23 protein-coding genes and 1 riboswitch are annotated in these 21,664 nt (G+C 72.0%); of the genes, 11 read left to right on the top strand and 12 right to left on the bottom strand.

Annotated elements, in window-relative coordinates:
* Positions 1-18 precede the first annotated feature (18 nt).
* A complete protein-coding gene (locus tag ABZ215_RS29975; protein WP_354953351.1) occupies positions 19-1,410 on the top strand; it encodes a major capsid protein in 1,392 nt (463 codons plus the stop codon).
* Between the two features lie 52 nt (positions 1,411-1,462).
* On the opposite strand, the gene ABZ215_RS29970 is transcribed toward ABZ215_RS29975, so the two are convergent.
* From ABZ215_RS29970 to ABZ215_RS29955, 4 genes are all read right to left on the bottom strand, one after another.
* Positions 1,463-2,854, bottom strand: a complete 1,392-nt coding sequence (locus tag ABZ215_RS29970) for a recombinase family protein (RefSeq protein WP_354953349.1) — start codon at positions 2,852-2,854, stop codon at positions 1,463-1,465.
* A 43-nt stretch (positions 2,855-2,897) separates the two neighbouring features.
* Positions 2,898-3,302, bottom strand: a complete 405-nt coding sequence (locus ABZ215_RS29965; RefSeq protein WP_354953347.1) for a Pr6Pr family membrane protein — start codon at positions 3,300-3,302, stop codon at positions 2,898-2,900.
* On the bottom strand, positions 3,257-3,595 hold the full coding sequence (locus ABZ215_RS29960) for a hypothetical protein (RefSeq protein ID WP_354953345.1): 339 nt from the start codon (positions 3,593-3,595) through the stop codon (positions 3,257-3,259). Before ABZ215_RS29960 ends, ABZ215_RS29965 begins: the two co-directional genes overlap by 46 nt.
* 710 nt (positions 3,596-4,305) lie before the next feature.
* Positions 4,306-4,626, bottom strand: a complete 321-nt coding sequence (locus ABZ215_RS29955) for a hypothetical protein (RefSeq protein WP_308191146.1) — start codon at positions 4,624-4,626, stop codon at positions 4,306-4,308.
* On the opposite strand from ABZ215_RS29955, the gene ABZ215_RS29950 reads away from it, so the two are divergent.
* The gene (locus tag ABZ215_RS29950) at positions 4,604-5,110 is read left to right on the top strand and encodes a hypothetical protein (protein ID WP_345072982.1); all 507 of its coding nucleotides are present in this window, start codon (positions 4,604-4,606) and stop codon (positions 5,108-5,110) included. The genes ABZ215_RS29955 and ABZ215_RS29950 overlap by 23 nt on opposite strands.
* A gap of 241 nt (positions 5,111-5,351) precedes the next feature.
* Here ABZ215_RS29950 and ABZ215_RS29945 read toward each other — a convergent pair whose 3' ends face one another.
* Positions 5,352-5,570 carry a hypothetical protein gene (locus ABZ215_RS29945; RefSeq protein ID WP_020422310.1) on the bottom strand — a complete coding sequence of 73 codons (219 nt, stop codon included), beginning with the start codon at positions 5,568-5,570 and terminating at the stop codon, positions 5,352-5,354.
* Positions 5,571-5,634: 64 nt separating this feature from the next.
* On the bottom strand, positions 5,635-5,925 hold the full coding sequence (locus tag ABZ215_RS29940) for a 4a-hydroxytetrahydrobiopterin dehydratase (protein ID WP_354953343.1): 291 nt from the start codon (positions 5,923-5,925) through the stop codon (positions 5,635-5,637).
* 33 nt (positions 5,926-5,958) lie between these two features.
* Positions 5,959-6,069: riboswitch (TPP riboswitch) on the top strand.
* A 22-nt stretch (positions 6,070-6,091) separates the two neighbouring features.
* Here ABZ215_RS29940 and ABZ215_RS29935 point away from each other — a divergent pair.
* The 3 genes from ABZ215_RS29935 to ABZ215_RS29925 are packed head-to-tail and all read left to right on the top strand — an operon-like array spanning position 6,092 to position 9,740.
* Complete coding sequence (locus ABZ215_RS29935; RefSeq protein WP_354953341.1) at positions 6,092-7,132, top strand: thiamine ABC transporter substrate-binding protein; 1,041 nt, start codon at positions 6,092-6,094, stop codon at positions 7,130-7,132.
* Entirely contained in the window at positions 7,129-8,730 is a 1,602-nt protein-coding gene (locus ABZ215_RS29930) for an iron ABC transporter permease (RefSeq protein WP_237336068.1), read from the top strand. Before ABZ215_RS29935 ends, ABZ215_RS29930 begins: the two co-directional genes overlap by 4 nt.
* A 2-nt stretch (positions 8,731-8,732) precedes the next feature.
* On the top strand, positions 8,733-9,740 hold the full coding sequence (locus tag ABZ215_RS29925; RefSeq protein ID WP_354953339.1) for an ABC transporter ATP-binding protein: 1,008 nt from the start codon (positions 8,733-8,735) through the stop codon (positions 9,738-9,740).
* Here the strand turns inward: ABZ215_RS29925 and ABZ215_RS29920 are convergent.
* From ABZ215_RS29920 to ABZ215_RS29910, 3 genes are read right to left on the bottom strand one after another with little or no spacing between them, the layout of a single operon-like run.
* A complete protein-coding gene (locus tag ABZ215_RS29920) occupies positions 9,737-10,603 on the bottom strand; it encodes an ABC transporter permease subunit (RefSeq protein WP_020422305.1) in 867 nt (288 codons plus the stop codon). The genes ABZ215_RS29925 and ABZ215_RS29920 overlap by 4 nt on opposite strands.
* Complete coding sequence (locus tag ABZ215_RS29915; RefSeq protein WP_020422304.1) at positions 10,600-11,604, bottom strand: ABC transporter ATP-binding protein; 1,005 nt, start codon at positions 11,602-11,604, stop codon at positions 10,600-10,602. The genes ABZ215_RS29920 and ABZ215_RS29915 overlap by 4 nt, the downstream gene beginning before the upstream one ends.
* The gene (locus tag ABZ215_RS29910; RefSeq protein ID WP_237336066.1) at positions 11,601-12,659 is read right to left on the bottom strand and encodes a sigma-E factor regulatory protein RseB domain-containing protein; all 1,059 of its coding nucleotides are present in this window, start codon (positions 12,657-12,659) and stop codon (positions 11,601-11,603) included. Before ABZ215_RS29910 ends, ABZ215_RS29915 begins: the two co-directional genes overlap by 4 nt.
* A 144-nt stretch (positions 12,660-12,803) precedes the next feature.
* On the opposite strand from ABZ215_RS29910, the gene ABZ215_RS29905 reads away from it, so the two are divergent.
* The 3 genes from ABZ215_RS29905 to ABZ215_RS29895 are packed head-to-tail and all read left to right on the top strand — an operon-like array spanning position 12,804 to position 15,219.
* Positions 12,804-13,508: a response regulator transcription factor gene (locus tag ABZ215_RS29905; RefSeq protein WP_020422302.1), complete on the top strand. Its 705-nt coding sequence runs from the start codon at positions 12,804-12,806 to the stop codon at positions 13,506-13,508.
* On the top strand, positions 13,505-14,836 hold the full coding sequence (locus ABZ215_RS29900) for an ATP-binding protein (RefSeq protein ID WP_354953336.1): 1,332 nt from the start codon (positions 13,505-13,507) through the stop codon (positions 14,834-14,836). Before ABZ215_RS29905 ends, ABZ215_RS29900 begins: the two co-directional genes overlap by 4 nt.
* Entirely contained in the window at positions 14,833-15,219 is a 387-nt protein-coding gene (locus tag ABZ215_RS29895; protein ID WP_020422300.1) for an NUDIX domain-containing protein, read from the top strand. Before ABZ215_RS29900 ends, ABZ215_RS29895 begins: the two co-directional genes overlap by 4 nt.
* Position 15,220: 1 nt before the next feature.
* Here the strand turns inward: ABZ215_RS29895 and ABZ215_RS29890 are convergent, their stop codons facing one another.
* The gene (locus ABZ215_RS29890) at positions 15,221-15,715 is read right to left on the bottom strand and encodes a DinB family protein (protein WP_354709000.1); all 495 of its coding nucleotides are present in this window, start codon (positions 15,713-15,715) and stop codon (positions 15,221-15,223) included.
* Between the two features lie 65 nt (positions 15,716-15,780).
* Positions 15,781-16,746, bottom strand: a complete 966-nt coding sequence (gene trpS / locus ABZ215_RS29885) for a tryptophan--tRNA ligase (protein ID WP_354953334.1) — start codon at positions 16,744-16,746, stop codon at positions 15,781-15,783.
* A 293-nt stretch (positions 16,747-17,039) separates the two neighbouring features.
* Here trpS and ABZ215_RS29880 point away from each other — a divergent pair, with 293 nt between their 5' ends.
* Positions 17,040-17,339 carry a YciI family protein gene (locus ABZ215_RS29880; RefSeq protein WP_354953332.1) on the top strand — a complete coding sequence of 100 codons (300 nt, stop codon included), beginning with the start codon at positions 17,040-17,042 and terminating at the stop codon, positions 17,337-17,339.
* Here ABZ215_RS29880 and ABZ215_RS29875 read toward each other — a convergent pair.
* Positions 17,336-17,497 (bottom strand): hypothetical protein, encoded by a 162-nt coding sequence (locus ABZ215_RS29875; protein WP_157358800.1) that lies wholly within the window; start codon positions 17,495-17,497, stop codon positions 17,336-17,338. The genes ABZ215_RS29880 and ABZ215_RS29875 overlap by 4 nt on opposite strands.
* 155 nt (positions 17,498-17,652) lie before the next feature.
* On the opposite strand from ABZ215_RS29875, the gene typA reads away from it, so the two are divergent.
* Positions 17,653-19,548 (top strand): translational GTPase TypA, encoded by a 1,896-nt coding sequence (gene typA, locus ABZ215_RS29870; RefSeq protein ID WP_017984751.1) that lies wholly within the window; start codon positions 17,653-17,655, stop codon positions 19,546-19,548.
* A 231-nt stretch (positions 19,549-19,779) separates the two neighbouring features.
* Positions 19,780-21,471 carry an ABC transporter family substrate-binding protein gene (locus ABZ215_RS29865; RefSeq protein ID WP_020422295.1) on the top strand — a complete coding sequence of 564 codons (1,692 nt, stop codon included), beginning with the start codon at positions 19,780-19,782 and terminating at the stop codon, positions 21,469-21,471.
* The last annotated feature ends 193 nt before the right edge of the window (positions 21,472-21,664 follow it).

Here is a 21,664-nt window from a genome sequence, read left to right as displayed (position 1 = left end):
ACCTAGGAGGCACACCCAATGCGGGTGACGACTTTCAAGCAGGCTGACGAGGTGCTGGCAAACCTCGCTCGATCGGCGGCCAAGTACCGAGGGCAGTACACCGAGGAGGCGGTGCGGTCGCTGGAGCAGTTGGCGGCTACCAAACGCGAGGTGCTCGCCCAGAAGGCACGCCTGGAGGCCGCCCAGACGCCCATCCGCGCGGAGGTGATCATCCCCGGCCAGGGCACTGTCAAGAGCGCGGATCGGCTCGTGGAGCACGTTGCGGACGCCCTCCAGCGCACCGCAGGCGCTCCGGCGGCGAGCAGCAAGGTGCTGATGCGGGTGAACACCACCTATCCGGAAGCGCGGACGCTCCAGACCGGCGTGCCCTCCGCAGGCATCATGCCGAGGATCGACGCCACGCGTTCCCTGGATGCGCTGACCGCCGCTGGTGGCCTCTGTGCGCCTCTGGAGACGGTCTACGACATCCCGGTGGTGGGCGTGGCTGATCGACCCGTCAGGGACGCGCTGAACCGGTTCCAGGCTGAGCACGGTGGTATCGAGTTCCGCCGGGTGATCGATGCCAGCAACCTGACGGCTGGCGTGTGGACCGTGGACGACGATGTGGCCGCCGACGCACCCGACGGCGCGCGCAAGACGGTCCAGCAGTTCGACTGCCCGCCCGTGGAGACGGTCGCGGTACGGGCGATCTACTCCGTGCTGGAGTTGGCGAACTTCATGGCACGGTTCGACAGGGAGTACGCGCAGGCCGCCGTGGAAACGAGCCTGATCGCGGCTGCCCGCGTCGCCGAGAACGAGCTGCTGGCCGACATCCTGGCCGGGTCCACGCTGGTGACCGTCCCGAAGCGGCTGGGCGCGGCCCGGGACCTCCTCGCCGGTCTCGATCAGGCCGTGAGCTACTACCGCAGTCGCCGCCGCTTGGCGGTCCAGCCGCCGCTGACCTGGATCGCGCCGGTGTGGCTGCGCGACGAGATCCGCGCCGACATCGTCCGCCAGCAGGCCAGCGCCGACACCGCGCAGGCTCTCGCCGAGGCTGATGCGGAGATCGAGCGGTGGTTCGCGGTCCGGCACGTCACGCCGGTGTGGCACCTGGACGGCCTGCCTCAGCAGACCGTGGGCGCCCTGACGATCCCGGCGCAGTCGTTCCCCGCTGCGCTTGCCGGCCAGCCCCTCCCCGCGTGGCCGACCTCGGTAGACACGGCCCTGTTCCGGACCGGCGACTGGCTGTACCTCGACGGTGGGCGCCTGGATCTCGGCGTGGTGCGGGACAGCGAGCTGAACGCCCGGAACCGGTTCCAGACGTTCGTGGAGACGTTCGAGGCCGCCGCGTTCGTCGGTGTGGAGTCCCTGCGCGTGGTGTTCCAGAACCTCGCGCCGACCGGCGAGGCCCAGGCCCCGATCGCTGTGTAGGCCTCGCACAAACGGCCGTCAGGGGTCTTCTCCCGCCCCTGGCGGCCGTTTCTCATGCGGCCAGAGACTTCCGCCACAGCATCACCACGGAGTCCTCATCGAACGTGCGGCGCCCGCGTGGCGCTGGAAGCAGGAACACCATCGCCAGCATGTCGATGACGTTCCGGCGGATCATCAGCGGTGAAGCCTCGAACGCCGCTACTGGGTCAGCAGCGAGCAGCAGCGATGCCGCGCCCGTGTTAACCGACAGGCGCGCCAAAGCGGCCTCGGCTCCTACGAGTTCGGCCTGAACCTTGGCCGTCGCGACCTGGTACCGGCGGCCATCGATTAGACCGCTGTCGTAGTCCTCGCCGATGCGGTCCAGGCGGGCTCGCAACCGGGCCACTTCCTCCTGTGCCTCCGTGGCTTCACCGGACTCTCCCAGTGGCAGCAGGTCGGCGAGGTCCGGGGCGCCCAGCCGCGCCCGGATGTGATCCGTCACGAACGTATCGATGCCTCGCTGCGCCCGGGTGATGCACCCGCTTGGACAGCGGTACCGGTTGCCCGACCACGACACCACCGGCGACTCGCACACGCCGCACCGGTACAACCCGGCGCCGAGGTGCTTCCGGTCGGTGCCGTAGCCGTTCGTTCTCCGCCGAGGATCGGCCAGCCGAGCCTGGACCACCGCGAACGTGTCGTCAGGCACGATCGCCTCCCAGGTCCCGCGCTTGCCGATTTCGCGGCCCTGATACACCGCGCGTCCGGCGTAGCGGGGGTTCGTGAGCATCGTGCGGACGCTGGACGGGTTCCACGCCTGGCCGCGCCGCGTCGGCACGCCGCTCTCGGTGAGCCATGCCGCCAGCGAGCGCAGGGAATCCCCTGCCGCGAACCGGTCGAACACCTTGCGGACGATCTTGGCTTCCTCACCGATCAGCTCACCGGACACGGTGTAGCCGGTGAGCCGCACTCCGAGGGGCGGTTTCCCCATCTCAGCCCGCTGGGCTGCCGCACGTCGCTGCCGGGCCGCCTTGCGCTGGACCTCGCTCCGGGCAACGCTCGCCTTGATCCGGGCGAAGAGTTGGCCCGCGTCCGTGGAGAGATCCGCTTCGCCATTGGCGGTGACCAGCAGCAAGCCGCGTTCCTCGGCGGCCTCGATCCAGTCTTCGAGCTGGCGAGGCTGCCGCGTCAGACGGTCCAGGTCCCAGCACACCAGCGCGTCGAACTGCCCCGCCTGGTACGCCTCCACCAACCGGTCGTATCCCGGGCGCGCGCGACGCCGGTCGGACGCGCTCACCGAGTTGTCGACGAACTCAGCGACGATCTGCCAGCCGCGCTGTTCGGCGATCCGCTGGCAGTCCTCCCGCTGCCGCTGGATCGCCAACTGCTCGCCGGTCGCGTCGAGGGAAATCCGCAGGTAGATCGCGCAGCGGATCGGTGATCTGGGGCCGGTGGTTGTCTCCACCCGTATATGGTTGCATGATGTTGTAGTCAGGTGGAGTTCAGGTTCAACGTCTGACCCGGCCTACCGCGCTGATCGCTCCGGCGAGGGCGACACCCGGTGCCGTGTCCCGCAGGAGGGCCGGCATCCGGGCGTCGGCGAGTTTGAACAGTGCCGCGAACGCCAGGGCGAGCACCACGACGCGCCCCGCGTTGCGGATGGCTGCTCCGAGGCCCAGTTTCGTCACGTCCAGGAACGGGTACGGGTACCAGTCGGTGAAGGCGCCCTGCGTGAAGATGTAGACGAGCCACGCCAAGGGCCACACAAAGGCGCCCGCGACCGTCGACCACGAGATCCGCGGGCGCGGCCCGAACAACAGCGACGCCGCGATCGTCGCCCACGGGGAGATGTAGTGGAAGCCGATGGTCACGGCCAGAGCGGCTCCGGTGAGGTGCACCTGGGGCGCCAGCATGATCGCGAAACCAGCCCGGTGATGAGGATCCCGAGTAGCGCGTCCAGCCGCACCACGCGCCAGACCGGGCCGTCGAAGGTGGTGCGCCACACGAGCACCAGCGCGGCGGCGAGCACGAGCAGGTTGCTCTCGATGGTGAAGTAGCTGAAGAGCCGCCACAGGCGGACCCCGAGGTTGAGCGCCTCGGCCTGGCCGGAGTTCGCGTCGGCGCCGCCGGTGAAGATCAGCGCCAGCTGGACGGCGAGCGAGGCGATCACGACGAGCGCGACGAGCCCGTGCCAGCAGCGGGACACGGTCCGGGACGTTCGAGCCGCGGGAATCAGGTGACCGAAAGTAGCTCGTGGGTCCACGGAGCGCGAGCTCATGGCGCCGGGTCGCGGTCTCCGGCGCGGTGGGGTGGGGTGGGGCGGCGCGAGGGCCGTGGGGGGTGTGGGGCTGGTGGGCGGTGCGCGGGCTGGCGGGCCGGTGAGCCGTTGGGGGTGTCAGGGGCTGGTGGGCGGTGCGCGGGCCGGCGGGCCGGTGAGCCGTGGGCGATGTGTCGGCTGGCGGGCTGGTGGGCTGTGGGGGTTCCAGGGGTTGGTGGATGGTGCGCCGGCTGACGGGCCAGTGGGCCGTGGGGGTGTCAGGGGCTGGTGGATGGTGTGCCGGCTGACGGGCCGGCGGGCTGTCGGGGTGTCAGGGGCTGGTGGGCGGTGTGCCGGCTGACGGGCCGGCGGGCTGTCGGGGTGTCAGGGGCTGGTGGGCGGTGTGCCGGCTGGCGGGCCGGTGGGCCGTGGGGTTCCAGGGGCTGGTGGGCGGTGCGCCGGCTGGTGGGCGGTGCGCGCGCCGCAGGGCGGGTGGACCATGAGCGGTGGGGCGTGCTGAGGTGGCAGGGCGCCTGCTCAGGGCACAGCGGAGCCCGCCGCCGGCGGCTGGGCGACACCGAAAGAACAAGAGAACGCCCAGGCCGGGGAAGCCTGGGCGTTCTCTCGTGAACTGCGGGCGTCGAGCCCGTAACCGCCGATCAGCAGGTCACGTTCACCGATCCGCTCGACTCGAACGACACGTGCACGTGGTCGTAGTGGTTGGCCGTGGCGTCGCCGCGGTCTTCCATCGTCGACCAGCCGCTGCCGTCGTTGTAGCGCTGCCTCCAGATCACGTACTTGACGTTGAACTCGGACTGGTTGGCCAGCAGGTAGTCGGCGATGGCGTTGCCCGTCGACGTGTCCACCATGAAGTCCAGCGCGAGGCCACTGGGGTGGTCGCTCGTGCCGGAGCGGCCCGCTCGGCCGCCGATGTCGTCCACGCCGAACTTCGCGGCGATGTGGTTGCCCACCTTCGCCACGTGCGGCAACGTGCCCTCGAGCACCGACGAGCAGGCGTTCGCCGCCTTGGTCGTCGTCTTCGGGGTCGTCTTCGTGGACTTCGGCGTCGACTTCGAAGTGGTCGACGGCGGGGGCGCCACCGGCGGCGTCGTCGTCACCGGCGGGGGAGGCGGTGGCGGCGTGGTCGTGCTGCTCGACGTGCTCGTCGGGGCCGAGGTCGTCGGCAGCGGCTTCATCTGCGCCGCCATGCTGGCCGTGTCCTGCCTGCTGAAGTTGCCGGTCAGCCAGACCGCGAAGCCCAGCACGAACGCCGCGGCCAGGCCGATCGCCAGGGGGACTCTCAGCGATTTCGCTTTGGATCTATGTCGACCCACCATTCGGAAGATCACCATTTTCGGGGAGGGGACTTTTCGGCCGTTCGGGGGATGGCCGCCCGTGACATTACGAATAGGACACGGAAAAGTCACCAACGAGTGGTCATGGACACAGATCAACTGCGCGTGAAAAAGGCCCGCCGGGGTACCGACGGGCCTTTGACCTGCTGGAACTCAGCCCAGCGCGGCGAGCACGAGAACGGCGAGCAGGGTGATCACGGTGGCCAGAGCGGTGACCCAGGCGCGCTGGGCGGGCGACAGGGCGGGCGTGGTGTTCATGGCGGCGAACCTCGGGGTGAGCAGGGACTTCCGCGCGTGACAGCGCCCGCGACACCCCTGTCGTTACAGACCGGCGGCCGACGTGACCGAAATCACTCCTGCGGTCCCCGATGTCGCGCCGTGTACCAGAACACGGCCCCCGCCGCGGCGATCATCAACCCGAACGCCAGCGTCCCGACCACCACCGCGCGCGTCTCGCCCGGCGGTTCGACGGCGGTGGACGTGACCGCCGAAGCGGTCCCGGCGAGCACTCCCAGCAACAAGGCGACGGCGGCCCCCACGGCGGCCAGTCGCGTGACAACCTTCCTCATGGTGCGTTCCCTCCACCAGGGGCAACGCACGGGACCGGCCGCGAAGTTGCCGGTCCGGCCTAGATCACAGCGCGTCGATCGTGCCGTCGATCTGTTCGGCGAGCGACACGTCCTTCGCGGTGATCCCGCCCGCCGAATGGGTGCTGCACCGGAACGTCACGGTGCGCCACCGGATGTCCATGTCCGGGTGGTGGTTCACGCCCTCGGCGATCTCGGCGACGCGATTGACCACCGCGATGGCCTGCGGAAAGTCGCCGAGTTCGGCCGTGCGCTCCAGCGCGTCGCCCGCGCGCTGCCAGTACGGCAGCTTGTTGAGGGCCTCGGAGATCTCGGTTTCGCTCAGTAGTTCCGCCATGTGCTCCATGGTGGTACGGCGGCGGGTACGCTGCACGGTTGCCACGGGAGTCCGGGTCCACCGGGCTGAGAGGCGGGTTCGCCCCGCGACCGTTCGCACCTGATCCGGATCATGCCGGCGCAGGGAGGGCCCCGACCTTTCTCGCCGGAACGAGCGAGGAGTGGTCATGAGATTCCGCACGGGCGTCCTGGTCGGCCTTGTCGCCGCCCTGACCGCGGGCTGCACGCTGGCCGGCAACGACGCGGAGGACGGCCCGGCCACGGTCACGCTCGTCACCCATGACTCGTTCGCCGCGCCGCAGCAAGTGCTCGACGCCTTCCGGCAGCAGACCGGCATCACGATCAACGTCGTGAAGAAGGGCGACGCGGGCGCGCTCACCAACACCCTGGTGCTCACGAAGGCCAACCCGATCGGCGACGCGGCGTTCGGCGTCGACTCGACCTTCGCCTCGCGCGCGCTCACCGAAGGCGTCTTCGCGCCCTACACCAGCCCCGAGGCCGACCGCGGCCCGCAGCGCTACGCCGTGGACTCCGAGCACCGCCTGTCGGCCGTCGACGTGGGCGACGTCTGCGTCAACATCGACACCGCCTGGTTCGCCGAGCGCGGCATCCCGGAGCCCGCGACCTACGACGACCTGGTCAAGCCGGAGTACAAGGACCTGCTGGTCGTGGAGAACCCGGCCACCAGCTCCCCCGGCCTGGCGTTCCTGCTCGGCACCATCGCCCGCTACGGCGAGCAGAACTGGCAGGCCTACTGGACCCAGCTGAAGGACAACGGCATGCGCGCCGTCGCTGGCTGGGAGGAGGCCTACGGCCAGGACTTCTCCGGCTCCTCCGGCAAGGGGCCGCGTCCGATCGTGGTGTCCTACGCGTCCTCGCCCGCGGCGGAGATCGGCGAGGACGGCAAGCCGCGCACGAAGGCGCTGCTGGACACCTGCTTCCGCCAGGTCGAGTACGCCGGTGTGCTGGCCGGCTCGCCCAACGCGGCCAACGCGCAGAAGGTGATCGACTTCCTGCTGTCCCAGCAGTTCCAGGCGACGGTGGCGGAGAACATGTACGTCTACCCGGCGCGGGAGGGCGTGGCGTTGCCCACGGCGTGGACGACGGCCGCCCCGCTGCCGCCGAACCCGGCGAGCCTGCCCGCCGAGACGGTGCAGGCCGGGCGTGAGCGGTGGATCGAGCAGTGGCGCTCCTTGCTCGGCCAGTGAGCCGTGCCGGGCTCGGGCTGGCGGCACTGGCCGTGCTGCCGCTCGGGTTCCTGGTTGTCTTCTTCGCCTGGCCGGTCGGCGCGATCCTGCGGCTGGGCTTCGTCGACGGCGAGGTGCTCGCCGCGCTGGCCGAGGGCGAGACGTGGCGGCTGGCCTGGTTCACGGTCGCGCAGGCCGCCGGTTCGACCCTGATCGCCGTGGTCGCCGGCCTGCCGGTCGCGTTCCTGCTGGCGCGCGTGCGGCTGCCCGGGGTGGCGGTCGTCCGGACGCTGGTGCTCGTCCCGTTCGTGCTGCCCACCGTGGTGGTGGGCCTCGCGTTCCGGGCGCTGTGGACCGACGGCGGCTGGCTGTCCATCGTGCTGGCCAACGCGTTCTTCAACGTCGCCGTCGTCGGCCGCACGGTCGCCGGGCTGTGGGCGTTGCTGGACTCGCGGGCCGAGGACGCCGCCCGCGCGCTGGGCGCGTCCCGCTGGCGTGCGTTCCGCTCGGTGACGCTGCCCGCGCTGATGCCGGCGATCACGTCCGCGGCCGCCGTCGTGTTCCTGTTCTGCGCCACCAGTTTCGGTGTGGTGCTGATCCTCGGCGGCGCGCGGTACCGCACGCTGGAGACCGAGATCTACCTGCGCACCGAGAACCTGCTCGACCTGACCGGCGCGGCGGCGCTGTCGCTGGTGCAGATCGCCGCCGTGCTGGGCGCGCTGCTGCTCGGCGCGGCCGCTCGCCGCCGCCGGGAGAGCGCGTTGCGGCTGCGGTCGCGCCGGGAGACCGCGCGCCGCCCGGTCGGCGGGGAGTGGGCCGTGGTCGGCGCCGCGGTCGTCGTGCTCGGCCTGCTGCTGACCCCGATCGTCGCATTGCTGGTGCGCTCGGTGTCCACCGCGGACGGCTGGAGCCTGGCCGGTTACCGGGCGCTGTCCAGCACCGGCAACGACGGCACGCTCCAGGTGTCCGGCTGGGACGCGGCGCTGAACTCGCTGCGCACCGCGACCGACGCGACGGTGCTGGCGATGGTCATCGGCGTGTCGGCGTCGGTGCTGCTGGTCGCGTTGCGCCGGTCGCCGGGACGGCTCGCGCGCGGCGTCGGCGAGTCGATGGACGCCGCGCTGATGCTGCCGCTCGGCGTGTCCGCGGTGACCGTCGGGTTCGGCTACCTCATCACGCTCGACGCGCTGCCGGGCGACCTGCGCCGGTCGCCGCTGCTGGTGCCGCTCGCGCAGGCGCTGGTGGTGATCCCGCTGGTGATCCGCACGGTGCTGCCCGTGGTGCGGTCGATCGACGACCGCCTGCGCCAAGCCGCGGCCACCCTCGGCGCGAGCCCGGCGCGGGTGTGGCGCGAGATCGACGTGCCGCTGGCGTTCCGCGCCGTCGTCGCCGCGGCCGGGTTCGGCTACGTCGTCGCGCTCGGCGAGTTCGGCGCGACGAGCTTCCTGGCGCGCCCGCAGACGCCGACCCTGCCGGTCGCGATCGCGGCGCTGATCGCGCGGCCGGGCCAGCTCAACAACCAGATGGCGTACGCGGCGTGCGCGCTGCTCATGCTGGTCACCGCGGCCGCGGTGATCGTGATCGACCGGCTCGCGTCCGGCCGGGTGGGGGAGTTCTAGCCATGGCGTTGACCGTGTCCGGCCTGACCGTGCGGTACGGCCCGTTCACCGCCGTCTCCGGCGTGGACCTGGAGATCGCCGACGGCGAGGTGCTCGCGCTGCTCGGCCCGTCCGGCTCCGGGAAGTCGACGCTGCTGCGCGCGATCACCGGTCTGGAGCCGATCACCGCGGGCAGCGTGCGCTGGGACGGCGCCGACCTGGCCCGCGTGCCGGTGCACAAGCGCGGGTTCGGGCTGGTGTTCCAGGACGGCCAGCTGTTCCCGCACCGGGACGTGGCCGGGAACATCGCGTTCGGCCCGCGGATGCACGGGATGCCGCCGGCCGAGCGCGCGGAACGCGTGAGCCGGCTGCTCGACCTCGTCGGCCTGGCCGGCTACCAGAAGCGGCGGGTGACCGAGCTGTCCGGCGGGGAGGCGCAACGCGTCGCGCTGGCCCGCGCGCTCGCGCCGGAGCCCCGCCTGCTGCTGCTCGACGAGCCGCTGTCCGGTTTGGACGCCGGGTTGCGTGAGCAGCTGGCCGTCGACCTGGCCGAGATGCTGCGCAGCGCGAAGATCACCGCGCTGCTCGTCACGCACGACCAGGAGGAGGCGTTCACGCTCGCCGACCGCGTGGCCGTGCTGCAGGCCGGGAAGATCCGGCAGGCCGGGGCGGTGCGCGAGGTGTGGCGGCGGCCCGCGGACGAGAACGTGGCGCGCTTCCTCGGCGTCACCACGGTCGTCGACGGCGAGGCGGCGGACGGGATCGTGCGCTGCCCGTTCGGCGAGGTGGCCATCCCGGAGGCCGCGAACGGACCGGTCCGGCTCGGCCTGCGCCCCACCGGGCTGCGGCTCGCGACCGCCGGGATCACCGGCGAGGTGCTGAGCAAGGTGCACCGCCGCGACAACGTCCGCCTGTCCGTGCGCACGAGCGCAGGCACGGTGGACGCGGTCGCGGCGGTTTCCGCCGACGTGAACCCGGGCGACGAGATCAGCATCGCCCCCGACCCGGACGGCGTCGCCCTGATCGGCTAACCGTCCTTCGTGGACAGCCGCGCGTAGGCCAGCGACAGGCCGATCACGACGTAGCACGCGGCGCGGATCGCGCCCTCGCCGAGCTGGTCGGCCGGGATCGGATCGCGCAGGATGTCCGCGATCGCGGTCCAGGACTGCGGCAGCAGGAACGGGTGCAGCCAGTCCACCGCCGACAGCAGGAGCAGCACCGTCGACACCACGACGCCGGCCAGCATCGACACCACGACGACCATCGGGTGCTCGGTGCACGCCGAGATCGCCAGCGCGATAGCCCCGACCGCCCACAGCTGCAGCGTCACCCACACCGCCGCCAGCGCGACCCGGCCCAAGGCGTCCACAAAGGACAGCGTGTTGCCGGACAGCGTGAACAGCGATCCGGTCCCGTTGATCACCAGCCCGGTCACCATCGCGACCACGGCCATCAGCAGCGCCGCGGCCAGCGTGAAGGACGCGACCCCGAGCGCCTTCATCAGCAGCAGCCTGCCGCGGCTCACCGGCGCGAGCAGCAGCCCGCGCAGCGTGCCCACGGCCGATTCGCCGGCGAGCGCGTCGCCCGCCGACATCGCCGTGACCAGCGGCAGCATCAGGTTCAGGGTCAGCCCGAGCGTGGCCAGCGGCAGGACCAGCGCGTTCCCGGCCGCGGACGCCAGCAGCGCGTTGTCGCCCTCACCGCCGCTGGGCCCGCCGCCGCTGTCGCCCGCGATCGTCAGCCCGATCCCGACGATCACCGGGATCAGCGCGAGCAGGCCCAGCACGATCAGCGTGCGCGGGCGGCGGAAGATCCACCGCAGCTCGGCGCGGTAGAGCCGGTGGAACGGCACACTCCACCGTTCCACCGGCGCCGCGTCCAGTGTCGCCGTCATGACGCCCCCTCGTCCACATCCGGCAGGCCCCCGGTTTCGGAATCCCGTTGCGTCAGGCGCGCGAACAGGTCCTCCAGGCCGGTGCGGGCCCGCTTCGCCTCGTGCACGGACACCCCGGCCCGCACCAGCGTCTCGATCACCTGCGGCGCGGTCGCCGCGCTCAGGTCCGCCCGCACGCCCTCCGGCGTGAGCCGGCCGGGGATGCGGTTGTCGCGCAGGGCGGTGAGCGCCTTGTCACCGTCCGGAGTGGACACGACCAGCGACGGCGTGCCGGACTCCAGCAGCTCGTCCAGCTCGCCCTGCGCCACCACCGTGCCGTCGTGCAGGACCGCCACGTGCGTGCAGGTCGCCTCGACCTCGGCGAGCAGGTGCGAGGACACCAGCACGGTGACGCCCTCGGCGTGCAGCTCGCCGATGATGTTGCGGATCTCCCGCGTGCCCGCCGGGTCCAGGCCGTTCGTCGGCTCGTCCAGCACGACCATCCGCCGCGGCACGAGCAGCGCCGAGGCGAGCCCCAGCCGCTGCTTCATGCCCAGCGAGTACCCCCGGTAGCGCCGGTGCGCGGCGTGCCCGAGCCCGACCCGCTCCAGCGCGTTCTCGACCGCGCGGGGGATCGCCGCCGACGACAGCCGCGGCTCGGCGGCCGCGACGCGGCGCAGGTTCTCCCGCCCGGACAGGAACGGGTGGAAGCCCGGCCCCTCGACCAGCGCGCCGACATCCGGCAGCGCTCGCGGCGCGCCGTCGGGCATCCGGTGACCGAGCAGCTCCACCTCGCCCTCGGTCGGGCGGACCAGGCCGAGCAGCATCCGGATCGTGGTGGTCTTGCCCGACCCGTTCGGCCCGAGCATGCCCAGCACCGCGCCCTCCGGCACGTCCAGATCGACCTGGTCCACCGCGACCGCGGTCCGGTACACCTTGCGCAGCCCCCTGGTCCGCGCGGCGAGTGCCGGACCCGCGGTGGGCGCTTCGACCGAAGCGCCCACCGGCAGTGTCTCCGTCATTTCGCTCCCAGAGCCTCGATCAGCACCTGCTCCGGCACCGCGCCGACGGCGAAGCGGCCGTCGTCGGTGACCAGCGCGGTGCCGACCTTCGTGGTGATCACGTAGCCGGTGCCGAACGCGCCGCTGACCGGCTTGCCGAACTGCGCCAGCAGGGCCTTCGGGTCCACGTTCTGCCCGCGCTCGCCCTGCTGCGGCGCCAGCGCCTCGGCCGGGAACGAACCGGTCAGGACGCTGTCCCAGCCGTCACCGCTGACCTGCACCGCGTCCTCGACGGCCCGCTGGTCCGGGTGCTCGGCAGGCGCCTGCTCCTCGGTCACCTTCGCGCCCTGCGGCGGGGTGAACTGGAACTCGCTCGCCGGCTGCGGCGCGAACGCGATGTCGCTGAACGCCACCTGGAACGCCGGGTCCGACGTGCCGTAGGTCATCACGGCCAGGCGCAGCGGCACGCGCTTCTCGGCGTCGACCGCGACGCGCACCTCGCGCAACAGCGTGCGCTCGGTCGGCTTCGGCGTCAGCACCAGCTCGTACGCCGCGCGTCCGGCGACGCGGGCGGTGCCCTCGACCGTCACGGTGCTGCTCTCGCGGACCTTCGCGAGCACCTGCGTCGTCGCCGTCGCCGGGTCGCTGAGCTGGTACTCCTCCGGCTTCTGCAGCGCCTCCGGCGGCACCGTGACCTTCGTGGCCTCGTTCGACGCCGAGTTGTACGTCCACACGGTCGCCCCGTTGCGGACGACGGTGTGCTCGCTGGCCCCCTGCTCGATCGCGAGCTTGCTGTTGCCCGCGCCGTCGTTGTAGACGCGGGCCGCGTCGATGTCCAGGCTCGCGCCCCCCGGCAGGGTCGAGACCGGCAGGCCCAGGTTGTTGTCCACCTCGACCGTGCCCGCCAGCGCCGGCGTCTTGGTGGTGGCCACCGACTGCACCAGCTCCTCCGCGCTGATCGGCGGCAGCTCGGGCGCCTCGCCCGCGGCCGCGGGCATCGCGAGCCAGGCGAGCCCGGCGGCGCCGAGCGCGGACCCGGTGACCGCGGCGGTGATGGCCTTCGTCTTCGGCTGCATCTCTTCTCCCTGTGTCAACCGAGCACCAGTGTGCTCTTTCCCCGCCGCTGACACTCCTCGATCCGCCCTGAGATGGCCCTGAGATGCTGAGAGACCGCTGAGAGCGCGCGCCCGAGCTGGAAAAACCGGGCATGCTAGACAACCGTGAACCCTCGGATCCTCGTGGTGGACGACGAGCCCGGTGTGCGCAAGGCGCTGCACCGCGGGCTGCGCGCGGAGGGCATGGACGTCGTCACCGCCCCCGACGGCCCGAGCGGCCTGCGCCTCGCGCAGACCGGGTCGTTCGACGTGCTGTTGCTGGACATCATGCTCCCCGGCCTGTCCGGGTACCGGGTGCTGCAGGCGCTGCGCGCGCAGGGCATCACCACGCCGGTGCTGATGGTGTCGGCCAAGGACGGCGAGGTCGACCAGGCCGACGGGCTCGACCTGGGCGCCGACGGCTACCTGGTCAAGCCGTTCTCGTTCGTCGTGCTGGTCGCGCAGATCCGCGCGGTGCTAAGGCGCGCCTCCAGCGAGGGGACGCGCGGGCCGCTGCGGATCGGCGGTCTCGTCGTCGACCGCGCCACCCGCGAGGTGCACTGGCACGACGACCCGGTCGCGTTGAGCCCGCGCGAGTTCAGCCTGCTCGAAGTGCTGGTCGGGCGGGCCGGGACGGTCGTCACCAAGGACGAGCTGCTGCGTGCGGTCTGGGGTGACGAGCAGGCCGCGACCCGCAACGTCGTCGAGGTCTACGTCGGGTACGTGCGCCGCAAGCTCGACGCGGTCGGGGCGGGCGCGCTGGTGCGGACCGTCCGCGGCCACGGCTACCTGGCCTCCGACGCCGCGCTGGACGAGGTCCTGCCCGGGTGAGCTTCCTCCGCCGGTGGTGGGAACGCCGGTCCATGCAGTTCCGGATCACGGCGCCGGCCGCCGCGGTCACGCTCGCGTTCCTGCTCGGCCTCGCCATCGTGGCGGGGCGCGGCCTCGGTCCGCTGCGCGACTCCTCCGTCGACACCGAGCTGTCCGAGGCGCTCGCTCCCGCCGCCGCGGCCGTGTCCGCGGGACAGCTGCCGGTGCCGCCGGACGGCGTGACCTTGCGCGTGCTCGACACCGCGGGCGCGCCGGTCGACGGCGGTCCGGTGGCCTCGCTCGGGCCGGGTGACGTGCGCGCGCTCAAGGCGGGGCAGTCGGTGACCGTGGACCGGATGCGGTGGCTGGGCTCGGTGGTGACCGCGCCGGACGGGCAGCTGCGGCTGGTCGCGGCCGGGACCGGGCTGGTGGGCCAGCGCGCGGCCGTGCACAAGGCGGCGACCTGGTTGCTGTGGGCGGCCGGGATCGGCGCGGTGCTGGCCGCGATCGCGACCTGGCTCGTGGTGCGGTTCGCGTTGCGGCGGGTGAGCCGTCTGCGCCGCACAGTCCGCGCGCTGCCGCCGGGGGAGCGGGTGCCGCTGCCCGAGGCCGACGACGAGGTGCGTGCGCTGGCGGCGGACTTCAACGCGCTGCTGGCGCGGCAGGAGGAGGCGGCGCAGCGGCTGCGGCGGTTCACCGGCGACGCCGCGCACGAACTGCGCTCGCCGGTCGCGTCGATCCGCGTGCAGGCCGAGGTCGCCGTCGCGAACCCCGATCCGGAGCTGGCGCAGGAGACGCTGGCCGACATCCTCGCCGAAGCCGAGCGGCTGTCCGCGCTGCTGGACGGGCTGCTGACACTGGCGCGGTCGGACGCCGGGGAGCTGCCGCCCGCCGAAGCGGTCGAACTGCTCACCGAGGCCCGCGCGGCCGCGGACCGGCTGCCGCCCGGATCGCCCGCCGTGCGCGTCACCGGGGTGGTCGGGCAGGCGTGGGCGCACGCGGCGCACTCCGAAGTCGAGCTGGTGCTGAACAACCTGCTGCGCAACGCCTGCCGGTACGCGTCATCGCAGATCGTGGTGTCGGTGCTGCCCGGCCATTCCACGGTGCGGCTGGTCGTGGACGACGACGGGCCGGGCATCCCGCCCGAGCACCGCGACCGCGTGTTCGACCGGTTCTACCGGGTGGGCGACGACCGCGCCCGCACATCCGGCGGCACCGGGCTCGGGCTGGCGATGGTCGCCGAAGCGGTGCGGCGGCGCGGCGGGCGGGTGTCCGTCGGCGAATCCCCCGACGGCGGTGCCCGCTTCCAGATCGTCTGGCGATCGGCCGGTAACGTCTCCACCTCGTGAAGGTGATCGTGGGAGCGGCCATCGTGCGGGGCCGGTCCCTGCTCGCCCAGCAGCGCGCGTACCCGCGCGAGGTGGCCGGGCTGTGGGAACTGCCCGGCGGCCGCGTCGAACCCGGGGAGTCCGAAGTGGACGCCCTGCGGCGGGAGTGCCGCGAGGAGCTCGGGGTGGATGTCGTGGTCGGCTCGCGCGTCGGGCCGGACGTGCCGCTGCGGGCCGGGCTGGTGCTGCGGGTGTTCGCCGCCGCGCTGACCGACGAGCGCGCCCGGCCGGAGGCGCTGGACCACAAGGCGCTGCGCTGGCTCGACGCGGACGGCCTGGACGGCGTCGAGTGGCTGCCCGCGGACCTGGAACTGCTCCCCGACCTGCGGCGGTTGCTGACCTGAGTCAGCGTCCCGTTGCGCCGTCGATCAGTTCGCGCAGGATGTCGGCGTGCCCGGCGTGGCGCCCCGTCTCCTCGATCAAGTGGGTGAGGGTCCAGCGCAGGGACGGCGCCGCGCCACGCCGCCCGCCCGGTCGCGGTCCGGGCGCGGACAGGTCCGGGCAGGCGGCGATCACGTCATTGGCGCGGGCCGTGGTGTCCTGGTAGGCGAGGACGACGTCGTCGGCGCTCTCGTCCGGTTCCGGGTGGAAGGTGGCCGCCCAGTCGCGCACCGGCTCGCCGAGCAGCCAGTGACGTTCGACGTGGGTGAGGTGCTTGACGAGGCCGAGCAGGTTCGTGCCCGACGGCACGCCGGGGGTGCGGACCTGCGGTTCCGGGACGCCCTGCGCCTTCGCGACCACTGCGCCGCGCAGGTAGTCGAGGAAGCCCACGAGCACGTCCCGTTCCGCGGGCCCGGTCCTCGGCGGGCGAGCGTCGCGGCGGCGCTTGGTGGACGGCATGGCCGCCACCCTGGCACGGGCTCTCCCCGGCGGGCACGGAAATTTGCCGGATCAGCAAGCTCGGGTCACCTGCCCGCGCCGACGAGCCGCATCGCCGAAGTCAGGCGGTGCTCGCCGCGTTCGGCGGCCCGGCTCGCGCCCTCCTTGCGGATCCGCGTCAGCTCCGCCGGGTCCGCCAGCAGCTCCAGCGTCCGCTCCCGGATCGGGCGCAGCGTCTCGACCACCGCCTCAGCCACGGCCTCCTTCAGCGCCCCGTACGAGGAGAACTCCGGGGCCACGTCCGCGGGCCGCTCGCCCCGGCAGCCGGCCAGGATCTCCAGCAGGTTCGCGACCCCGGGACGCTCCTCCGGCGCGTACTCGACCCGGGTGAACCCGTCGGTGACCGCGCGCCGCACCTTGCGGCGGATCAGGTCCGGCTCGTCCAGCACGAACACCACCCCGGCCGCGTCACGCGCGGACTTCGACATCTTCCGCGCCGGGTCGCTCAGGTCCCGCACCCGCGCGCCCGTCGGCGGCAGCACCGGCCGCGGCACCGTGAACACCTCGCCGTAGGTGCCGTTGAACCGCCGGGCCAGCGCCCGCGCCAGCTCCACGTGCTGGTTCTGGTCCTCACCGACCGGCACCTCCGCCGCGCCCTGCAGCAGGATGTCGGCGGCCATCAGCACCGGGTAGGTCAGCAGGCTCAGCCGCACCCCGGGCTGGCCGCTGCCCTTCTCCTTGAACTGGATCATCCGCGCGGCCTCGCCGTAGCTGCACGTGCATTCCAGGATCCAGGTCAGCGCGCCCAGCTCGCGGGACAGGTCCGACTGCACGAACACCCGCTCGGCGGGGATCCCCGCCGCCACCAGGATGGCCAGCATCTCGCTGGTCCGGCCGCGCAGCTTCCCCGGGTTGTGCGTGGTCGTCATGGCGTGCAGGTCGGACACGAAGTACAGGTCGTCCGGCCCGCCGTCGGTCACCCAGCGCTGGATCGCGCCCAGGTGGTTGCCGAGGTGGGTGTGGCCGGACGGGGTGATCCCGGAAATTCGCATCGGTTGCTTCCTCGGGTCGGTGGCCACCCCCGCCACGGCCCCGGGAACGACGAAGGCCGCCTGCGCGGGCGGCCTTGTCGTGGGTTTCAGCGCACGTCGGAGGGACCGCCTGCGGGCGGCCACCAGAAGTTCACGATCGTACGCACACCGGCAGCGTAGCAGCGCCCGAAAGTAATATCCACATTGCCTTCCGGAAAGCAATTCTTTGGAATGTCGAACCGCTGTTGCACAGATTACTGGCAAATGGCTGAGAATTGTTTCCCGGGGGTCCTCGCCGGGGCTACCGTGAAGGTATGTACATCGTGCTGATCGACTACACGGCCCCGGTGGAGGAAGTCGACTACTACCTGGCCGACCACGCGAAATGGCTGGACCGGCACTTCCGGTCGGGCGAGTTCCTGACGGCCGGGCGGCGCACGCCGCATTCCGGTTGCGTCATCATCACGCGGCCGATGCCGCGGGTGAAATTGGAGGCGATTCTGGCTTCCGACCCGTTCCGCCTGCGCCGGCTCGCGCGACACGAAATCGTCGAATTCGACGCCACCCGCACCGCGCCGGAACTCCGGCTGGTGAACGAGGCGCTCGCCGTCTAGGCCGCCTTCTTGATGTCCGCCTTCGCCCGCTGGAGTGCGAGGACCGGGCACTTCTTGCAGCGGGGCTTCGAGCGGCAGCACTTCTTCTTGACCTTGCCCGCCTTCATGAGCTTGCGCACGACCTTGCGCGGGTCCGCGTCCTTCTTGCCCAAAACCACCACTCCACGACTCGGGGGTGTCCTCAGGTTAGGTGAGCCTAAGTGATCATCCACCGTGGCACTGGTCACAATGTGGTACCGGGTATCCTGAACGGGATCGCGTATGCCAAAGCGGGCCCGCGATTCATCCCTTCGAAATGTTCAGGAGCCCTCGCGTGCCCACAGCTACCGCCGAGAAGGTCCGCACCGACCTCCGCAACGTCGCCATCGTCGCGCACGTCGACCACGGGAAGACCACCCTGGTCGACGCCATGCTGCGGCAGTCCGGCGCCTTCGGCGAACGTGCCGAGCTCGTCGACCGCGTGATGGACTCGGGCGAGCTGGAACGTGAGAAGGGCATCACGATCCTCGCCAAGAACACCGCCATCCGCCGCCAGACCGCCGACGGCCCGGTCACCATCAACGTGATCGACACCCCCGGCCACGCCGACTTCGGCGGCGAGGTCGAGCGCGGCCTGTCCATGGTCGACGGCGTCCTGCTGCTGGTCGACGCCAGCGAGGGGCCGCTGCCGCAGACCCGGTTCGTGCTGCGCAAGACCCTGCAGGCGGGCCTGCCGGTCGTGCTGGTGGTCAACAAGGTCGACCGCCCGGACGCCCGCATCGCCGAGGTCGTCGAGGAGACCCACGACCTGCTGCTCGACCTGGCCGGCGACATCGAGGACGCCGACCTGGACGCGGTCCTCGACCTGCCGGTGATCTACGCCTCCGCGCGGGCGGGCAAGGCGAGCCTGGAGCAGCCCGCCGACGGCGCGCTGCCGGACAGCGAGAACCTCGACCCCCTGTTCGACGTCCTGCTGCGCCACGTGCCGCCGCCCAAGGCCGACCCGGACAGCCCGCTGCAGGCGCTGGTCACCAACCTCGACGCGTCGAACTTCCTCGGCCGCATCGCGCTCATCCGCATCCACGCGGGCAAGCTCCGCAAGGGCCAGACCGTCGCGTGGCTGCGCGAGGACGGCTCGGTGCAGAACGTCCGGATCTCGGAGCTGCTGGTCACCGAGGCGCTGGAGCGGGTGCCCGCGCAGGAGGCCTCGGCCGGTGACCTGGTCGCCATCGCCGGCATCCCGGACATCACGATCGGCGACACGCTGGCCGACGTCGAGAACCCGGTGGCGCTGCCCCGGATCACCGTCGACGAGCCGGCCATCTCGATGACCATCGGCGTGAACACCTCGCCGCTGGCCGGCCGCAACGGCGGCGACAAGGTCACCGCGCGCCTGGTCAAGGCGCGGCTGGACCAGGAGCTGATCGGCAACGTGTCGATCCGCGTCCTGCCCACCGAGCGCCCGGACACCTGGGAGGTCCAGGGCCGTGGCGAGCTGGCGCTGGCGATCCTGGTCGAGCAGATGCGCCGCGAGGGCTTCGAGCTGACCGTCGGCAAGCCGCAGGTGGTCACCAAGACCATCGACGGCAAGCTGCACGAGCCGTTCGAGCGGCTCACGCTGGACATCCCCGAGGAGCACCTCGGCGCGGTCACCCAGCTGCTCGCCGCCCGCAAGGGCCGCATGGAGGACATGAGCGGGCACGGCACCGGCCGCATCAAGCTGGAGTTCGTGCTCCCGGCGCGCGGCCTGATCGGGTTCCGCACCGACTTCCTGACCGAGACGCGCGGCACCGGCATCGCGAACCACGTGTTCGAGGGCTACCACCCGTGGGCGGGCGAGATCCGCACCCGGCACAGCGGTTCGCTGGTCGCCGACCGGTCCGGGCCGGTCACCTCCTACGCGATGATCCAGCTCGCCGACCGCGGCACGTTCTTCGTCGAGCCGGGCGCCGAGGTGTACGAGGGCATGGTCGTGGGCGAGAACCCGCGCGCCGAGGACCTCGACATCAACATCACCAAGGAGAAGAAGCTCACCAACATGCGCTCCTCCACCGGCGACGAGCTGGAGCGCCTCGCGCGCCCGCGCAAGCTGGGCCTGGAGGAGGCGCTGGAGTTCTGCGCCGCCGACGAGTGCGTCGAGGTAGCGCCGAACGCGGTGCGGGTGCGGAAGGTGACGCTGGAGATCACGCAGCGGGCCAAGGAGCGTTCGCGCGCCAAGTCGCGCGGCTGAGTTCGCCGGGCCGGGGGACGTCCATCGCGGTGGGCGTCCCCCGTTCCGTTTCCGGGGGGAACCACGACACGCTCAGCAACGTCAACCTTTCGGCGGTACCTGATCCGGTGACAGCGAGTCCCGGCCGGTCTGGCAATCTCGGTACCGCGGCTACAGGCCTTGTGACACCATCATGGGCTCATCAGGGGAGGCAGCGTGCGGGGAAGCGGTAAAGCGGCGGCACTGGTCACGGTGCTGCTGACCGCACTGGCCGCCTGCACCAGCACCCCGCCGCCGCCGGTCGTGACGTCGCCGGTGGCCCAGTCGTCTAGCCCCGCGGCGCCGACTGCGTCGCAGATCGTGATCGGCGTGGACGACATCGCGGGCGGTTACAACCCGCACAACCTGGCCGACCAGTCCACGATCACCACGGCGCTGTCGCAGATGCTGCTGCCGTCGGTGTTCCGGCCCGACGCCAACGGCGAGAACCAGCTCGACACCACGCTGATGCGCTCGGCCGAGGTCACCTCGACCGACCCGTTCACGGTCACCTACCTGATCCGGCAGGACGCCTCGTGGTCCGACGGCGCGCCGATCGCGGTGGAGGACTTCGTCTACCTCGCCGAGGCCATGCGCGACCAGCCCGGTGTCGTGCAGCCCGCCGGGTACCGCCTGATCAGCAACATCCAGCCCAGCGAGGGCGGCAAGGGCGTCCAGGTGACGTTCTCCGAGCCGTACCCGGGCTGGCAGACGCTGTTTTCGAACCTGCTGCCGCAGCACCTGCTGAAGGACGCGCCGGGCGGCTGGCAGGGCGCGCTGCAGGACAGCTTCCCGGCCTACGGCGGGCCGTTCTCGATCAAGACGCGGGACAACGCGCGCGGCGAGATCATCCTGGAGCGCAACGAGCGCTACTGGGACAAGCCGGCCGCGGTCGACCAGATCGTGCTGCGCCGGTCCGACGCCACCGGCCTGGCCGGCGCGCTGCGCAGCGGCAACGACCAGTTCGTCATGTCCCGCACCGACAGCGCCGGCCTGAACCAGTTCCAGGTGCTCGGGCCGAGCGTCCAGCTGGCCACGGTGGCCAGCCCGCGGGTGGCCGAGGTGCTGTTGCGCCCGGCGAACGGCCCGCTGGTGGACGACCAGGTGCGCGAGGCCGTGTCGGCGATCATCGACCGGAACAAGCTGATCGACGAGGGCACCGGGGGCGGTCCGTCGGCCGCCCTCCGGGCCGACGCGCAGGTGCGGTGGCCCTCGCAGGCCGGATACGCACCGACGATCCCCGCCGGTTACGGCGTGCCGGACCCGGCGAAGGCGGAGTCGCTGCTGACCGCGGCGGGCTACGTCAAGGAGGCCGGGATCTGGCGCAAGGACGGCAGGGCGCTCACGCTGGTCGTCGCGTCGCCGGGGCAGCAGGAGCCCTACGCGAGCATCGCGAAGGAGCTGAGCAACCAGCTCATCGCGGCCGGCATCCAGGTGAACACCCTGAACGCCCAGCCGCGGGACCTGTTCGCCAACCTGCTGGCGTTGCCGGTGAGTCAGGGCTCGACCGCCCCGACGGGCAACTCTGGCGCGGTGGGCGTCGACATCGCGGTGGCGCCGCTCCCGGTGGGCGGCGACGCGGCGACGGTGCTGGCCTCGACGTTCGGCTGCCGCCCCGGGCAGTCCACGCCGTCGGCGAACGTGGCCGTGATCCCGGCGAACCCGGCCGCCGTCTGCGACGAGAACCTGCAGACGACGATCGAAGAGGCGCTGACCGGGGAGAAACCCCTGGCGGACGCGCTGGCCGAGCTGGAGCCGAAGCTGTGGGCGCAGCACACGGTGCTGCCGTTGTTCCAGCTGGCCGACACGCTCGCCACGGGACAGGGCATCTCCGGGATGACCGCGGGCCCGCCGCTGCTGGGCCCCTTCAGCGAAGCCGTGAACTGGACCCGCAGCCCCCGCTGACCCCGCAACGACGAAGGCCCCCGGGCGGAACCGGGGGCCTTCTTCTCGCACGAAACAGACCACAACCGCCACCCGGCAACGCCACGCACCAACCCCTTCGAGCCACCCCTCTCCCGCAACCCGATCCCCAGCCCAATCGGTTGCCGAGCCACCGGGTCAAGGCACGCTTTCCCGCCTTGACGCGGTGTCTCGG

The organism is Amycolatopsis sp. NPDC006131, from assembly GCF_040614175.1.
GTDB lineage: Bacteria > Actinomycetota > Actinomycetes > Mycobacteriales > Pseudonocardiaceae > Amycolatopsis_E > Amycolatopsis_E tucumanensis.
The sequence above is the reverse complement of the archived record's forward strand: the minus strand, read 5'-3'. Positions and strand labels throughout refer to the sequence as shown.

Bases quoted from the DNA above. Each gene is read 5' to 3' on its own strand.
- ABZ215_RS29975 (WP_354953351.1), top strand. From the start codon at position 19: ATGCGGGTGACGACTTTCAAGCAGGCTGACGAGGTGCTGGCAAACCTC.
- ABZ215_RS29965 (WP_354953347.1), bottom strand. From the start codon at position 3,302: ATGCTGGCGCCCCAGGTGCACCTCACCGGAGCCGCTCTGGCCGTGACC.
- ABZ215_RS29950 (WP_345072982.1), top strand. From the start codon at position 4,604: ATGTGGTTGCCCACCTTCGCCACGTGCGGCAACGTGCCCTCGAGCACC.
- ABZ215_RS29945 (WP_020422310.1), bottom strand. From the start codon at position 5,570: ATGAGGAAGGTTGTCACGCGACTGGCCGCCGTGGGGGCCGCCGTCGCC.
- ABZ215_RS29940 (WP_354953343.1), bottom strand. From the start codon at position 5,925: ATGGCGGAACTACTGAGCGAAACCGAGATCTCCGAGGCCCTCAACAAG.
- ABZ215_RS29935 (WP_354953341.1), top strand. From the start codon at position 6,092: ATGAGATTCCGCACGGGCGTCCTGGTCGGCCTTGTCGCCGCCCTGACC.
- ABZ215_RS29925 (WP_354953339.1), top strand. From the start codon at position 8,733: ATGGCGTTGACCGTGTCCGGCCTGACCGTGCGGTACGGCCCGTTCACC.
- ABZ215_RS29920 (WP_020422305.1), bottom strand. From the start codon at position 10,603: ATGACGGCGACACTGGACGCGGCGCCGGTGGAACGGTGGAGTGTGCCG.
- ABZ215_RS29915 (WP_020422304.1), bottom strand. From the start codon at position 11,604: ATGACGGAGACACTGCCGGTGGGCGCTTCGGTCGAAGCGCCCACCGCG.
- ABZ215_RS29910 (WP_237336066.1), bottom strand. From the start codon at position 12,659: ATGCAGCCGAAGACGAAGGCCATCACCGCCGCGGTCACCGGGTCCGCG.
- ABZ215_RS29890 (WP_354709000.1), bottom strand. From the start codon at position 15,715: ATGCCGTCCACCAAGCGCCGCCGCGACGCTCGCCCGCCGAGGACCGGG.
- trpS (WP_354953334.1), bottom strand. From the start codon at position 16,746: ATGCGAATTTCCGGGATCACCCCGTCCGGCCACACCCACCTCGGCAAC.
- ABZ215_RS29880 (WP_354953332.1), top strand. From the start codon at position 17,040: ATGTACATCGTGCTGATCGACTACACGGCCCCGGTGGAGGAAGTCGAC.